12 protein-coding genes are annotated in these 14,291 nt (G+C 62.6%); 10 read left to right on the forward strand and 2 right to left on the reverse strand.

Going from position 1 to position 14,291, the window contains the following annotated elements:
• Positions 1-20 precede the first annotated feature (20 nt).
• From ACR0JC_RS09790 to ACR0JC_RS09835, 10 genes are all read left to right on the forward strand, one after another.
• Entirely contained in the window at positions 21-941 is a 921-nt protein-coding gene (locus tag ACR0JC_RS09790; RefSeq protein ID WP_170340908.1) for a D-alanine--D-alanine ligase, read from the forward strand.
• On the forward strand, positions 929-1,936 hold the full coding sequence (locus ACR0JC_RS09795) for a cell division protein FtsQ/DivIB (protein ID WP_170340910.1): 1,008 nt from the start codon (positions 929-931) through the stop codon (positions 1,934-1,936). Before ACR0JC_RS09790 ends, ACR0JC_RS09795 begins: the two co-directional genes overlap by 13 nt.
• 7 nt (positions 1,937-1,943) lie before the next feature.
• A complete protein-coding gene (gene ftsA / locus ACR0JC_RS09800) occupies positions 1,944-3,278 on the forward strand; it encodes a cell division protein FtsA (protein WP_170340912.1) in 1,335 nt (444 codons plus the stop codon).
• On the forward strand, positions 3,265-3,681 hold the full coding sequence (locus ACR0JC_RS09805; protein WP_170340914.1) for a hypothetical protein: 417 nt from the start codon (positions 3,265-3,267) through the stop codon (positions 3,679-3,681). The genes ftsA and ACR0JC_RS09805 overlap by 14 nt, the downstream gene beginning before the upstream one ends.
• Positions 3,682-4,025: 344 nt before the next feature.
• Positions 4,026-5,657, forward strand: a complete 1,632-nt coding sequence (ftsZ, locus tag ACR0JC_RS09810) for a cell division protein FtsZ (protein ID WP_170340916.1) — start codon at positions 4,026-4,028, stop codon at positions 5,655-5,657.
• 213 nt (positions 5,658-5,870) lie between these two features.
• A complete protein-coding gene (gene lpxC / locus ACR0JC_RS09815) occupies positions 5,871-6,791 on the forward strand; it encodes a UDP-3-O-acyl-N-acetylglucosamine deacetylase (protein ID WP_170340918.1) in 921 nt (306 codons plus the stop codon).
• 125 nt (positions 6,792-6,916) lie between these two features.
• Complete coding sequence (locus tag ACR0JC_RS09820; RefSeq protein WP_170340921.1) at positions 6,917-7,780, forward strand: outer membrane protein assembly factor BamD; 864 nt, start codon at positions 6,917-6,919, stop codon at positions 7,778-7,780.
• Between the two features lie 36 nt (positions 7,781-7,816).
• The gene (recN, locus tag ACR0JC_RS09825) at positions 7,817-9,466 is read left to right on the forward strand and encodes a DNA repair protein RecN (protein WP_170340923.1); all 1,650 of its coding nucleotides are present in this window, start codon (positions 7,817-7,819) and stop codon (positions 9,464-9,466) included.
• 101 nt (positions 9,467-9,567) lie between these two features.
• On the forward strand, positions 9,568-11,253 hold the full coding sequence (locus ACR0JC_RS09830) for a chloride channel protein (protein WP_170340925.1): 1,686 nt from the start codon (positions 9,568-9,570) through the stop codon (positions 11,251-11,253).
• A gap of 123 nt (positions 11,254-11,376) precedes the next feature.
• Positions 11,377-12,042: an outer membrane protein gene (locus ACR0JC_RS09835; RefSeq protein ID WP_170340926.1), complete on the forward strand. Its 666-nt coding sequence runs from the start codon at positions 11,377-11,379 to the stop codon at positions 12,040-12,042.
• Between the two features lie 33 nt (positions 12,043-12,075).
• Here the strand turns inward: ACR0JC_RS09835 and ACR0JC_RS09840 are convergent, their stop codons facing one another.
• Complete coding sequence (locus ACR0JC_RS09840; protein ID WP_170340927.1) at positions 12,076-12,420, reverse strand: DUF427 domain-containing protein; 345 nt, start codon at positions 12,418-12,420, stop codon at positions 12,076-12,078.
• A gap of 78 nt (positions 12,421-12,498) precedes the next feature.
• Positions 12,499-14,289, reverse strand: coding sequence for an aminopeptidase P family protein (locus ACR0JC_RS09845; protein ID WP_170340928.1), 1,791 nt, complete (start codon positions 14,287-14,289; stop codon positions 12,499-12,501).
• Positions 14,290-14,291: the final 2 nt, after the last annotated feature.

Here is a 14,291-nt window from a genome sequence, read left to right on the forward strand (position 1 = left end):
GGACATTGAGGCGCACGAACGTGGGTAGGTCGAGCAGGACAAACCCCAAAGTGGCGGTATTGATGGGTGGCCCCTCGGCGGAGCGCGAGGTGTCTCTCAGCAGCGGGCGCGAATGCGCAGCCGCCCTTGTGGGAGAAGGGATCGAGGTCGTCGAGCTGGACGCCGGTCCCGACCTTTGTGCGCGTTTGCAGGACATCAAGCCCGACGTGGTCTTCAACGCCTTGCATGGCCGCTGGGGCGAGGACGGTTGCGTGCAGGGTCTGCTGGAGTGGCTGCGAATGCCCTACACGCATTCCGGCGTTCTTGCCTCGGCGCTGGCCATGGACAAACAGCGCAGCAAAGAGGTTTTCCGCGCGGCCGGCCTGCCCGTGGCCGACAGCGTGATCGTCCCGAAATCGGACGTGATGGCGGGGCACGTCATGCCCGCGCCATATGTGGTCAAGCCCAACAACGAAGGTTCGAGCGTCGGGATCTATCTGGTGTTCGAAGGCTCGAACGGCCCGCCGCAGCTGTCGGAGGACATGCCCGAACAGGTCATGGTCGAGCAATACGTCGCCGGGCGCGAGTTGACGGTGACCGTGATGGGCGACCGCGCCCTGACCGTGACCGAGATCCTGACCGACGGCTGGTATGACTACGACGCCAAATACAAGCCCGGCGGATCACGCCACGTGCTGCCCGCCGATATCCCGCCGCGGATCTTCGATCTGTGCATGGATTACGCCCTGCGTGCCCATCAAGTTTTGGGCTGCCGGGGCGTCAGCCGTACCGATTACCGCTGGGACGAGGCCTGGGGCGAAAAGGGCCTGTTCCTGCTGGAGACCAACACCCAGCCGGGTATGACCCCCACCTCGCTGGTGCCTGAACAAGCCGCGCATCTGGGCATGACCTTCGGTCAGCTCTGCGCCTGGATGGTCGAGGACGCCTCATGCGACCGCTGACCGCCACTCGTGCGCCGGTGATCCACCGCGCCAAGCCTCTGTCCGGCCCTGATGCCGAGTTTCAGTCTGCGGACGCCGACGCCGTCCGTGCTGAGCCCAAATTGCGGTTGCGCGGTGGTCGGTTCTTCCGCCGTGGCAAGGGCCGTGCGGACCCGGCACCGTCGCGGTTTAGTTATCGGTTCCAGCGATGGATGCTGACGCCGGGAATCCGGCTGGGGGTCAAGATCGGAGTGCCGCTCTGCGCGGTCGTGGCCACGGTTGGGCTCTACTTCGCGGCCGAAGAGCGGCGAGAAGCGGTTCGGGCGCAGGTGGACAACTTGATCACGTCGTTCCAGGAGCGTCCTGAATTCATGGTCAAGCTCATGGCGATCGACGGGGCGGGGGCCGGCCTTGCTGACGACATCCGCGAAGTCGTGCCTTTGGACTTCCCGCTCAGCTCCTGGGATCTGGATGTCGAGCAGATCCGGGACACGATCACCGGCTTGGACCCGGTCAAATCGGCAACCGTGCGGATCCGTCCGGGCGGCATTCTGCAGGTCGATGTTGTCGAACGTCAGCCCGTGATCGTCTGGCGCACCCGTGAAGGCATCCAGCTGTTGGACGAAACGGGCATCCACGTGGCCGAGATCGCGGCTCGGACCGAGCGCTCCGATCTTCCGCTGATTGCCGGTCAGGGTGCAGATCAGCATGTGGCCGAGGCACTGGAGCTTCTGGCCACTGCGCGCAGCCTGGGCAGCCGGGTGCGCGGTCTGGTCCGCGTCGGCGAGCGGCGCTGGGACCTGGTTCTGGACCGAGGCCAACGGGTCATGCTGCCGACGGAACGTCCGGTGCGCGCGCTCGAGCGTGTTCTGGCGGTGAACGAGGTGCAGGACCTTCTGGAACGGGATGTTGCCGTGGTCGATATGCGCATAGGGGCGCGGCCGACCATTCGGATGACAGAAGCCGCCAGCGCAGACTGGTGGAATACAAAAGTGACTATGGGTAACGGGCAGTAATACGATGATGACGGATCTCTATCAGTCTCAACGCGCAATGCGCCAGATGCGCAGACAGGCCATGCAACGCGGTGTCGTTGCGATCCTGGATGTCGGAAGTTCCAAGATCGCCTGTCTTGTGCTGCGTTTTGATGGGTCGGCGCGGCTCAGCGAGGACAACTCGATCGGGTCCATGGCCGGGCAGACCGGGTTCCGGGTGATCGGTGCGGCGACGACCCGATCGCGCGGGGTGCGCTTTGGTGAGATCACGGCCATGCAGGAAACCGAGCGCGCCATCCGCACCGCGCTGCAGGCTGCTCAGAAGATGGCCGATATCCGGGTAGACCATGTGATCGCCTGTTTCTCGGGGGCAAACCCTCGGTCTTATGGGCTGGATGCGCAGGTGGATCTGGACGGTCAGTTGGTGACCGAGGCCGAGATCGGTCGTGTCCTGAACGCCTGCGATGTCCCAGACTATGGGGCAGGGCGTGAGGTGCTGCATGCACAACCTGTGAACTTCGCTCTGGACAACCGATCTGGCTTGATCGACCCGCGGGGGCAGATGGGTCAGACGCTTGCGGTCGACATGCACATGTTGACGGTCGATGCGGTGGCGATTCAGAACATCGTTCGTTGCGTCAAGCGGTGCGACCTGGAATTGGCCGGCATCGCGAACTCGGCCTATGTGTCGGGGATTTCTGCGCTGGTTGAAGACGAGCAGGAACTTGGAGCGGCCTGTATCGACATGGGCGGTGGGTCCACCGGCGTTTCGCTCTTCATCAAAAAGCACATGATCTATGCCGACAGTGTCCGCATGGGCGGGGATCACGTCACCAGTGACATTTCGATGGGGCTTGGTGTGTCCGCCTCGGTTGCCGAGCGGATCAAGACCTTCAATGGCGGGGTTCACGCCACCGGAGCCGATGACCGCGACATGATCGACATTGGCGGCGACACCGGGGATTGGGAACACGACCGGCGTACCGTCAGCCGTGCCGAGCTGATCGGCATCATGCGTCCGCGCGTCGAGGAAATCCTCGAGGAAGTCCGTGTTCGGCTGGACGCTGCAGGGTTCGAACATATGCCAAGCCAACAGATCGTGCTGACCGGTGGAGCCAGTCAGATCCCAGGTCTGGATGGGCTGGCCAGCCGCATATTGGGTCAGCGTGTGCGTCTGGGTCGACCGCTGCGTGTGCATGGGTTGCCGCAATCTGCGACAGGCCCAGGGTTCTCCTCGGCGGTCGGTCTTGCGCTGTTTGCGGCGCATCCGCAGGACGAATGGTGGGACTTTGAAATCCCGGTTGATACCTACGCAGCACGGCCATTCAAGCGTGCCGTGCGTTGGTTCCGTGACAACTGGTAGGTTCCTGCTCCGGGCTGCGGTGTTTTGCGCAGCCTGGGTTCCGGCTGCGGCTGTCGCGCAGAGCCGTATCTCGCCCGAAGCATTCCTGGAAGCGGTGGTCGGAAAAACCGTCACGTTCCACGAATTGACCAGCGGTATGCTTGTGGGCACCGAGGAGTTCCTCAGCCCAACCCGCTCGGTCTGGCGGCGAGAGGGCGAAGGCTGTGTCTATGGCCAGATCACGACGCCGGACGGCAAGCTGTGCTTCCTCTATGACACCGAGCCCGGCCCGGTATGCTGGTGGCCATTCGAGCATGATGGGCGGTTGCTGGTCAGGATCGCGCGGCTGGGGGATGGCGAAATCCAGGAAGTCAGCGGATTTTCGGACGACGGCCTGGATTGTCCTTCCGTTCCCATCAGCTGAAAATTCTGGTTGCGGTGCAGGGATTTATCCCTCAGAATATCAAGAAGGCCCGTCAGAGGCTCATCGGCAGGACCCGAGCAGTCAGCCGCAGTTTGAACAGGATGTCCAGCATCGCACCCGCCAAATCAGGCTGGGGGTTTTCGCGTGTGTGGTGGTCTGTCCGCCCTGAACCGCTAGATTTGCGCAGTCGGGCGAAATGCCGCGAAAAACCGCCTTATTTCTTCCATATTTTGTGGATTCACGCGATTTTTGGCGTGACGTTTGACGTTTGGAAAGGTAGAATCACAAGCGGATAGGCAAGAAAAACACCGCTTTGCGGGATCATAAATACAGGCGGACAGAGCATGACATTGAATCTTTCGATGCCCGGGCACGACGAACTCAAGCCTCGGATTACGGTATTTGGCGTAGGCGGTGCAGGTGGAAACGCCGTCAACAACATGATTGAAAAACAACTCGACGGCGTTGACTTCGTGGTGGCCAACACGGACGCGCAGGCACTGCAGCAAAGCCGCTCGTCGGCGCGGGTGCAGCTGGGTATCAAGGTGACCGAGGGTCTGGGCGCAGGCGCCCGCGCATCGGTCGGCGCCGCCGCCGCCGAAGAAAGCATCGAACAGATCGTCGATCACTTGGCCGGCGCGCATATGTGCTTCATCACCGCCGGCATGGGCGGGGGCACCGGCACCGGCGCCGCTCCGATCATCGCGCAGGCTGCGCGTGAACTGGGTGTATTGACCGTGGGCGTGGTGACCAAACCGTTCCAGTTCGAAGGCGCCAAGCGCATGCGCCAGGCCGAGGACGGCGTCGAGGCGCTGCAGAAGGTTGTCGATACACTGATCATCATCCCGAACCAGAACCTGTTCCGTCTGGCCAACGAAAAGACCACGTTCACCGAGGCCTTCTCGATGGCCGATGACGTGCTGTACCAGGGCGTCAAGGGCGTGACCGACCTGATGGTGCGTCCGGGCCTGATCAACCTCGACTTCGCCGACGTCCGCGCGGTGATGGACGAGATGGGCAAGGCCATGATGGGTACGGGCGAGGCCGAGGGCGAAGATCGCGCCATCCAGGCTGCGGAAAAGGCCATCGCCAACCCGCTGCTGGACGAAATCAGCCTCAAGGGCGCCAAGGGCGTGTTGATCAACATCACCGGCAGCCATGACCTGACCCTGTTCGAACTGGACGAGGCCGCCAACCGCATCCGCGAGGAAGTGGACCCCGAGGCCAACATCATCGTCGGCTCCACTTTGGACCCCGAGATGGAAGGCAAGATGCGCGTATCGGTCGTGGCAACCGGCATCGACGCCAGCGAAAGCGGCTCCGAGGCGCCGGCTCCGCGCCGGTCCATGTCCGCACCTCTGACCCGCACCGTATCGGCGGAAGAAGAGGCAGCACAGCCGGCTCCGGTTGCGGCGGAAGTTGCTGAACCGGCTCCGCAGCCCGAAGCTCCGCGCGAACCGTCACTGTTTGAAGCGACCGAAGAGCCTTCGCACACGACTTTGCAATTCGGTCAAGGCGCGGATGAGGCTGTCGAGGACGATGACGACGGGCTGCCTCCTCCGGCCTATCAGCCACGCAGCGCCGAGTTCGATCCGCAGCCCGAGCCGGTCGAACGCCCGGCGGAAAGTTATCAGCCGCAACAGGTGCCGCATACTCCTGGAACGCCTTCGCCTGCCGCGCTGGAACGGCTGCAGGCGGCTGTTCAGAACGTACCGACTTCGGCCCAGCGTCTGACCGCGTCGCGCCCGCAGGAACCGGCGCCGCAGCGCCAGCCCGCCGCCGAGGAACGACCGCGGTTCGGGTTCAACCGTTTGATCGACCGGATGACTGGGCACGCCCCGGATACCCCCGCTCAACCGGCCCGGCAACAGCCTGCGATGCGCCAGACTGACGCTACGGCACCCTCGCATGAAGAGGTCGATCCCGAGCAGGAGCGTATCGAAATTCCGGCTTTCCTGCGCCGTCAGGCCAACTGATCGCGGTAACAATATCCACTCACGGGGTCGCCGAAAGGCGGCCCTTTTTCCTTTTGATGCAAACGTTTAAGTGCCAGTAAGCAGGGTTTTGCCGATCTGTTGCAGAACTGTTTCATTCAGTTACAAAGAGTGAGTTGAGCCTTGACCCGCGCTTCCTTAACTGAGGGTGCAACACAGCCGAAAAAGGCTGGACACCGCTCACCGAGGTTCAATTTGCAACAGACGCTCAAATCTTCGATCACGTTCAAAGGCGTGGGCCTGCACAGTGGCAAGCCCGCGACGATGGTTCTGAAACCGGCAGCAGCCGGTCACGGGATCTGGTTCAAGCGGACCGATATCGAACTGGGCAACGCGTTGATCCCGGCCATCTACGATGTGGTCGAAAGAACTCAACTGTGTACGCGCCTGGTCAATGACGCAGGCGTTTCGGTGTCAACCGTCGAGCATATCATGGCCGCGCTGGCAGGGTGCGGGATCCACAACGCATTGATCGAGATTGATGGTCCCGAAGTTCCCATCATGGACGGTTCGTCGATCGACTTCGTGCGCGGTATCATCGCCAAAGGCGTTCGCCGCCAGGCCAGCCCGGTTCTGGCGTATGAGGTTCTCAAGCCGGTCGTGGCCGAGCGGGAAGGTGCCCGTGCCTCGATCCGGCCGGCAGACGGTTTGATCATCGAGTTCCACATTGATTTCGAAGACACTGCGATCGGCAGCCAATCGAAGATCCTGGATATGCGCAACGGGTCGTTTGCTCGGGAACTGTCCGACTGCCGGACCTTCTGCCGCCGAACCGATGTCGAGGCGATGCGCGAAAACGGTCTGGCCTTGGGCGGCACACTGGAGAATGCGGTTGTTGTTCAAGGGGCCGAGGTGCTGACACCGGGTGGCTTCCGTCACCGGGATGAAGCCGTGCGCCACAAAATGCTGGACGCGTTGGGAGACCTGTATCTGGCCGGCGGCCCGATCTTTGGTCATTTCGTCGGCGAGAAATCCGGCCATGCCATGACCAACACATTGCTGCGCAAGCTGTTCGAGACGCCTGGCGCCGTGCGTCCGGTGCTGTGCACGCCTGAGCAAGCCGCACAACTTCCCGGGCAGGGGTTGGTCTGGGACGAAATCCCCGAAGTTGCCTGATCCGGCACGGCCCGGCGACAAATCGGTCGTGGGGCCGATAAGGCGTTTTGCACCGGAATTTTATGTGCTAGACCAAAGCTCAATCCGGGGTTACCCAAAGAGACAAGACGACTAGGATGGGCGGTATGGTTGGCACCAAAGCGGCAGTCAGGCTTGCGGGCGCGATTCTTCTGGCAGCTACTTTGACGGCCTGCGGCAACGCGGGCGGCCTGTTTGGCAACAAGGGCGCTGACAAGTCCCAGAACCTTGAAGGCTTTACGCCCGAGCAGATCTACACCCGTGGCGAATACGAGCTTGCGCAGAATCGTCCCGCAGATGCGGCCTGGTACTTTTCCGAAGTCGAACGGCTTTATCCCTATTCCGACTGGGCCAAGCGGTCACTGATCATGCAGGCTTTCGCGTTCCACTCGGACAAGGAGTATGAAGAAAGCCGCGCCGCCGCGCAGCGGTATATCGACTTCTACCCAACCGACGAAGACGCAGCCTATGCGCAATACCTTCTGGCGCTCAGCTACTATGACCAGATCGACGAGGTCGGCCGCGACCAGGGCCTGACCTTCCAGGCGTTGCAGGCGCTGCGCACCGTGATCGAGGTCTATCCCGACAGCGAATACGCCACCTCGGCCGTGCTGAAATTCGATCTGGCCTTCGACCATCTGGCGGGCAAGGAAATGGAGATTGGGCGCTACTACCTGCGTCAGGATCACTATACCGCGGCCATCAACCGTTTCCGTGTCGTTGTCGAGGATTTCCAGACCACCAGCCACACAGCCGAGGCGCTGTACCGCTTGGTCGAGGCTTATCTGGCCTTGGGTCTGGTCGACGAGGCTCAATCGGCCGGCGCGATCCTGGGCTACAACTACCAGTCGTCTGAATGGTATGACGCGGCTTACAAGCTGCTGACCTCGCGCGGGCTTGAACTCAAGAGCCGCGGCAACAACTGGCTCAGCACGATCTACCGCCAGACCATCAAGGGCCAGTGGTTGTAATCGCCATGGTCACAGGCTTGGGACGCTGACGACCCGATGCTGCGCGCCCTTGATATCCGCGATATGCTGATCATTGATCGGCTGGAGCTGACCTTTCAGCCGGGCTTGAACGCGCTGACCGGAGAGACGGGCGCGGGCAAGTCGATCCTGCTCGACTCGTTGGGCTTTGTGCTGGGCTGGCGCGGACGGGCGGAACTGGTCCGGCAGGGGGCCGCGCAGGGCGAGGTCGTGGCCGAGTTCGAACTGCCCGAGGACCATCCCGTCCATGCGATCCTGGCCGAGGCTGGTTTGCCCGGCGGGTCGGAGCTGATCCTGCGCCGCGTCAACACTGCCGAGGGGCGCAAGACCGCTTGGGTCAACGACCGCCGCTGCTCGGGCGAGGTGCTGCGGGCGCTGTCAGAAACCTTGGTCGAACTGCACGGCCAGCATGATGACCGCGGCCTGCTGAACCCGCGCGGCCATCGCGCGATGCTGGACGTCTATGCCGGGGCCGAGCCGCAATTGGCCGCCGTGCGCGCCACTTGGACCGAGATGGCGCGGGCCCGCAAGGCCCTGGCCGAGACCGAGGCCGCCGTGGCCGCCGTGCGCAGCGAAGAAGAATTTCTGCGGCATTCCGTGGCCGAACTCGACAGACTTGATCCGCAGCCGGGCGAGGACGCCGAACTCGACGCGCGCCGCCGGATGATGCAGGGGGCCGAGCGCATCCGCGACGACGTGGCTCGTGCCTTTGCCCTGCTGGGCGGTGACGGGGCCGAAGGTGCGCTGGCGGATGCCGTGCGCTGGCTGGAAGGTGTCGCCGACCGGGCCGAGGGCCAACTGGACGAGCCGATCGCCGCCCTGGGGCGCGCCCTGATTGAACTGGGCGAGGCGCAGGACGGCGTGACCGCCTGCCTTGAGGCGTTGGACTTCAATCCCGCCGAACTGGAGCAGACCGAGGAGCGCCTGTTCGCCATCCGCGCGCTGGCCCGCAAACATGAAGTGGCGCCCGATGACCTGAGCGGTTTCGCCGACACGCTGCGCGCCCGTCTGGGCCAGCTTGAGGCCGGCGACGCCGACCTGGCCGACCGCCGTGCTGCGGTGCAGACCGCGCAGGCCGCCTATGACGCGGCCGCCAAGGCACTCAGCGCCCTGCGGCGCGAGGCTGCCGGCCGGTTGGACGCGGCGGTGATGGCCGAGCTTGCGCCGCTGAAGATGGAGCGCGCGGTGTTTCAAACCCAGATCACGCCCACCGACCCCGGGCCCGAAGGGCAGGACGCCGTAGCCTTTACCGTGGCCACCAACCCGGGCGCCCCCTCGGGCCCGCTGAACAAGATCGCCTCGGGCGGGGAGCTCAGCCGCTTTCTGCTGGCGCTCAAGGTGTGCCTTTCGGGCGATGACAGCACCCGGACAATGATCTTTGACGAAATCGACCGCGGGGTGGGCGGCGCCACGGCCGACGCCGTGGGCCGCAGGCTTGCGGCGCTGGCGCAGGGCGGGCAGGTGCTGGTGGTAACCCATTCGCCGCAGGTCGCGGCCCGCGCGGCGCATCACTGGCGGGTTCAGAAACACGTGACCGACGGGCAGACCCTTTCGACCGTCCTGCCACTGTCCGAGCCGGACCGGATCGACGAGATCGCGCGCATGGTCTCGGGCGACGTCATCACGGATGAAGCCCGCGCGGCCGCCCGTTCGTTGTTGCAAGCCTGATGCAGCCGGGCGGCGACACTTGCCTTCAATATCTTGTCAGCCGACTTTTCTAAGCGCCCGGTGTGGCTTAGTAAGGGATACCTGTTTATCCGCAAAGCCCTATGACACAATCAACCCGAACCGTCCTGCGCACTCAGCTCAATCAGGCCCTGGCCGCGCTCAAGGACGCGTGGCGGGTACTGCGGCACCGCGGGCCAAGCCAGATTCAGTTCTGGTTCATCGCGCTGGTGATCGGGATCACGGCAGGTTTCATGGCCTTGGGATTTCGCAAAGGGATCGCGGCTCTGCAAGCGCTGGTCTATCAGACCGATGACATCCTGTTTCTGCACAGCTTTGCGGAGAAACTGCACTGGACCTGGATTTTGGCGATCCCCACGGTTGGAGGGCTCGTCGTCGGGATCATCCTGCACCGCTTTACCGATGACGGGAGAGTTCGGTCTGTCGCCGATGTGATCGAAGGATCCGCGATAAGCGATGGCCGGGTCGAAACCAAAGCCGGGGTCGCGTCGTTTTTCGCCTCGCTGATCACACTCAGCACGGGCGGGTCGACGGGCCGCGAAGGGCCAGTGGTGCACATGGCGGGCGTGATTTCGACCTGGGTATGCCAGCGTATCAACGCGGATGGAATAACCGGCCGCGACCTGCTGGGCTGCGCCGTGGCCGCCGCTGTATCGGCCAGCTTCAACGCCCCGATCGCTGGAGCGCTGTTCGCGCTGGAAGTCGTGCTGCGCCATTTTGCAGTCCACGCATTTGCACCGATCGTGATTGCGTCTGTGGCCGGCACCGTCATCAACCGGCTGGCATATGGCGATGTGACCGAGTTTGTCCTGGACACGCCCGGATCCCTGCAATTCTACGTCGAACTTCCGGCCTTTTTGATCCTTGGGCTGATCTGTGGGCTGGTCTCGCTGTTGCTGATGCGGTCGATCTTTTTTGCCGAAGACTTTGGCAACCACGTGCAGGCGCGCCTGTCGCTGCCGCGCTGGCTGCGACCCGCCGTGTCCGGCGCGATGCTCGGCGTTCTGGCGGTGTGGTTCCCGCATATCATCGGCGTAGGATACGAGACGACCATCCGTGCCCTGACCGGAGATCTGGTGCTGACCACGGCCATCCTGTTTGCAGTGATGAAAACCGTGGCAGTGGCCATAACCATGGGTGGTCGTATGGGCGGCGGGGTATTTTCTCCGTCGTTGATGATCGGCGCGCTGACTGGCCTTGCCTTTGGCCTGATCGCCACAGGCCTTCTGCCAAGCGTGTCGGGCACGCATACGCTATATGCTTTTGCCGGCATGGGTGCTGTCGCGGCGGCGGTTCTGGGCGCTCCGATCTCGACCACGTTGATTGTGTTCGAACTGACCGGAGACTGGCAGATCGGGCTTGCCGTGATGGTCTCGGTGTCCATGTCCACGGCGTTGGCCTCGCGCCTTGTGGACCGGTCCTTCTTCCTGACCCAGCTCGAGCGCCGCGGGGTGCATTTGGCCGCCGGGCCACAGGCTTATTTGCTGGCGATGCTGCGGGCCGGGGCCGTGATGCGCCCGCTGGGAGATCCGAATACGGCAAGCAGGGAGGAGATTCAGGAGATGATCGAGCAGGGCCTATGCGTCCGGGCCAGCGCAACCCTCGAGGCGGCAATGCCGTATTTCGATCGAGATGGAATCACCTGGCTCCCGGTGGTCGTTCGGGATGACGACGGGGTCGAGAACCCGGTCGGAGCCTTGTACCACGTGGACGCATTGAAGGCGTACAATCGTGCACTGGCCGCAACAGCGGCCGAGGAACACTCATGACGCAGCAGTGGCAGGCGGGCCACTGAGAGTTTCTCTTTGATTTTGACGCCTTGTCAAAAAGTGAGAGCATTCTAGCCTGATGGAAGAATTATCCCTGATAGTCACTTTGATTGAGGTGTGAACATGGCTTTCGAACGGTCTTCTTTGCTGACTGTGGTGGTTGCGGTTTCGATGATTGGTGCTGTCCCCGCGCGGGCGCAGGAGGCTTCGTACGTGACCGGCTTTCTCGGTATCACCGATATGGGCGACTATGATTTTGATTTTTTCCAGACAATTCCTTCGGTCGTGGTTGGCCAAGGCACCATCACAACCGACAATGGAGTAACCTACGGTCTGGCCGTCGGACTACGTGTCGCGCCAAATCTGCGGGCCGAGTTCGAACTTTCATATGCTTCGAATGATACCAAGGAAATCGGTCGCCCGTTTGCTCAGTATGACGGAAGCTTTGATGCGACCTTCGGGATGGCAAACCTTTGGTATGACGTCCCGGTTCAGGGCAGGTTCAAGCCCTATGTTGGGGGCGGGCTCGGGTTTGCGCGCGTGTCCCATGACGGTCAGTCTGGTGCTGGCGTCACATTGGTCGATGACAGCGACACCGCCATTGCGGGGCAATTGGGGTTTGGCGGACGCTTTCAGGTAGGGGAACGCGGGAACATTGACATCGGGTACCGCTACAAGACGACCGGCGATCTTGATTTCACCACGACCCAAGTGTTCATCCCGACAGATCTCGCGAATGGCCGCTACTCTTCGCACTCGCTCATTGTCGGATACAGCTACAGTTTCTGACAGACGTAGTTGAGGGCTAGGTTTGTCTAGCCCTCAAATCTGTTCGACCTTCACCGACTCCAGCGGGTAGAAAGCAAGGTAGCCTTTGATTTCGGCAACGGCGGGAATTGGATCTTCATAGCTCCAGACCGCATTCTGCGTCACGCTCGACTTGTTGACGATCGAGTAGTGCGTAGCATCGCCTTTGTGCGGGCAATGGGTCAACTTGTCGGTCTTGTCCAGAAAGGCCATCGCGATGTCTGCGCGTGGAAAGTAGATGACGGGGGCCAGATCGCCTTCCAACAATTCCAGGGCGTTGGTCGTTTCGCCCAGAATCGCGCCACCGGACCTGACGCACCACTTGCCAGGTGCTTTGCGGATCTTGATGTAGTCTGTCATGTCTGCTCCTTCCCTCGTCGTCGCGGCCTCGTTGTGGTCAGGCCTTCGCCTATGCCCATAGTATGTGACAAACGGGTGTCACAAGGGCGCGGTTGCGGCATCCAACCACAGTTGCGCGGCATGTGACAGTCTTGGCCGGACTTTTTCCGCCACGTCCCGGTGATACGCGTTCAGCCAATCACGCTCGGCACGGGTCAGCATGTCGACGACGATCAGGCGTCGATCGATGGGGACATATGTCAGTGTCCGCCAGCACAGCATCGCGCGCTCGGGGTCTGCGCCGGGCAAGGCCGGGGCCTCCTCAACAACCAGCAGGTTTTCAATCCGAATGCCGAAGGCACCTTCGCGGTAGTAACCCGGTTCGTTTGACAGGATCATCCCAGGCTCGAGCGGAACGTGGCTGACCCGCGCCAGGCGCTGTGGCCCTTCGTGAACGCTCAGGTATGCGCCGACACCATGGCCGACGCCGTGATTGAAATCCTGGCCCGCGGCCCACAAAGGTGCCCGGGCGATGCACTCGATGTCTCGACCGGCGAGGCCAACGGGCCAGCGCAGTTGCGACATCGCGATCATTCCCTTCAGAACCCGGGTAAAGCAGCTCTTTTCCTCGTCTCCCACCGTGCCGATGGGGATCGTCCGGGTGATGTCCGTGGTACCATCCAGATACTGCCCGCCGCTGTCCAGCACCAGAATATGACCGTCCTCAAGCCGGCTGTCGGTTTCTTCGGTCACTCTGTAGTGCATGATGGCGCCGTTTGGCCCGGTGCCGGCAATGGTGTCGAACGAGATATCCTGCAACGCATTGTCGCGCCGCCGGTTCTCCTCCAACCGTGTGACCACCTGCGTTTCGGTCAGGCTGCCGGGGGGGTGGGCATCCAGCCAGCACAGTGTTTCGATGACTGCAGCGGCGTCACGAAGATGCGCGGCGGCGCTGCCGGCAATTTCGGCTTCGTTCTTGCAGGCCTTGGGGCGGGCGCAGGGATCGCCGCCATCCACGGCCCGGTCGCCAAGCACATCGGCAACGGCCTGCGGCAGAGTTCCCATGTCCACTTGCACCGCGCCCTCAAGCGCCGCAACAGCGTTCAGGAACGCGTCGGGTTCGTGGATCGAAACCCGCGGCCCCAGATGGTCGTCCATCCCCTTCAGCTTTTTTGCGGCCATGAACAGGTCCACGTGCCCATCGGCCTGCAAAATCGCAAACCCATGCGCAACCGGGTTGTACGGAATGTCTGACCCGCGGATGTTGAGCAGCCACATGATCGAATCCGGCAACGTGATGACGGCAGCCGACCGTCCGTTTCGAGCAAGCGCCGAAGCCAGCCGCGAGACCTTGCTTTCGGCGCTTTCGCCTGCAAATTCCAGCGGGTGCACCTTGACCGGGTTCATTGGCGGTGGTGGCTGGTCGGACCAGATACGGTCCACAAGATTGTCTGACGGAACCAACTCGATCCCGCTATTCTGCAGCTCGGCCCGGGTCGCCGTGATCTGTCCGGCGGAATGCAGCCAGGGATCGAACGCCACCCGCCCTCCATCGGGCAATTGCTGTTTCAGCCACACCGCAAGGCTTACGTCGGGCCACGGTACCGGCGTGAAATCGGACGCCACCTGCGCCTTGACCTGAGTGCGATACCGTCCGTCCACAAATACGCCGGCCACGTTTCGCAGCGCAACGCAGAACCCGGCAGAACCGGTGAACCCGGTCAGCCATGCCAGCCGCCCGTCGCGGGCGGCTACATATTCGCCCTGATGCGCGTCGGCACGCGGGACGATGAAGCCATCCAGTCGTTCGCGCTCCAATTCTGTGCGCAACGCCGCCAATCGTGGCGGCCCCTGTTCGGGCCGCGCCGTGACTTCGAAAGACTGGAACATCT

This window comes from Ruegeria sp. CH5 (assembly GCF_056537025.1).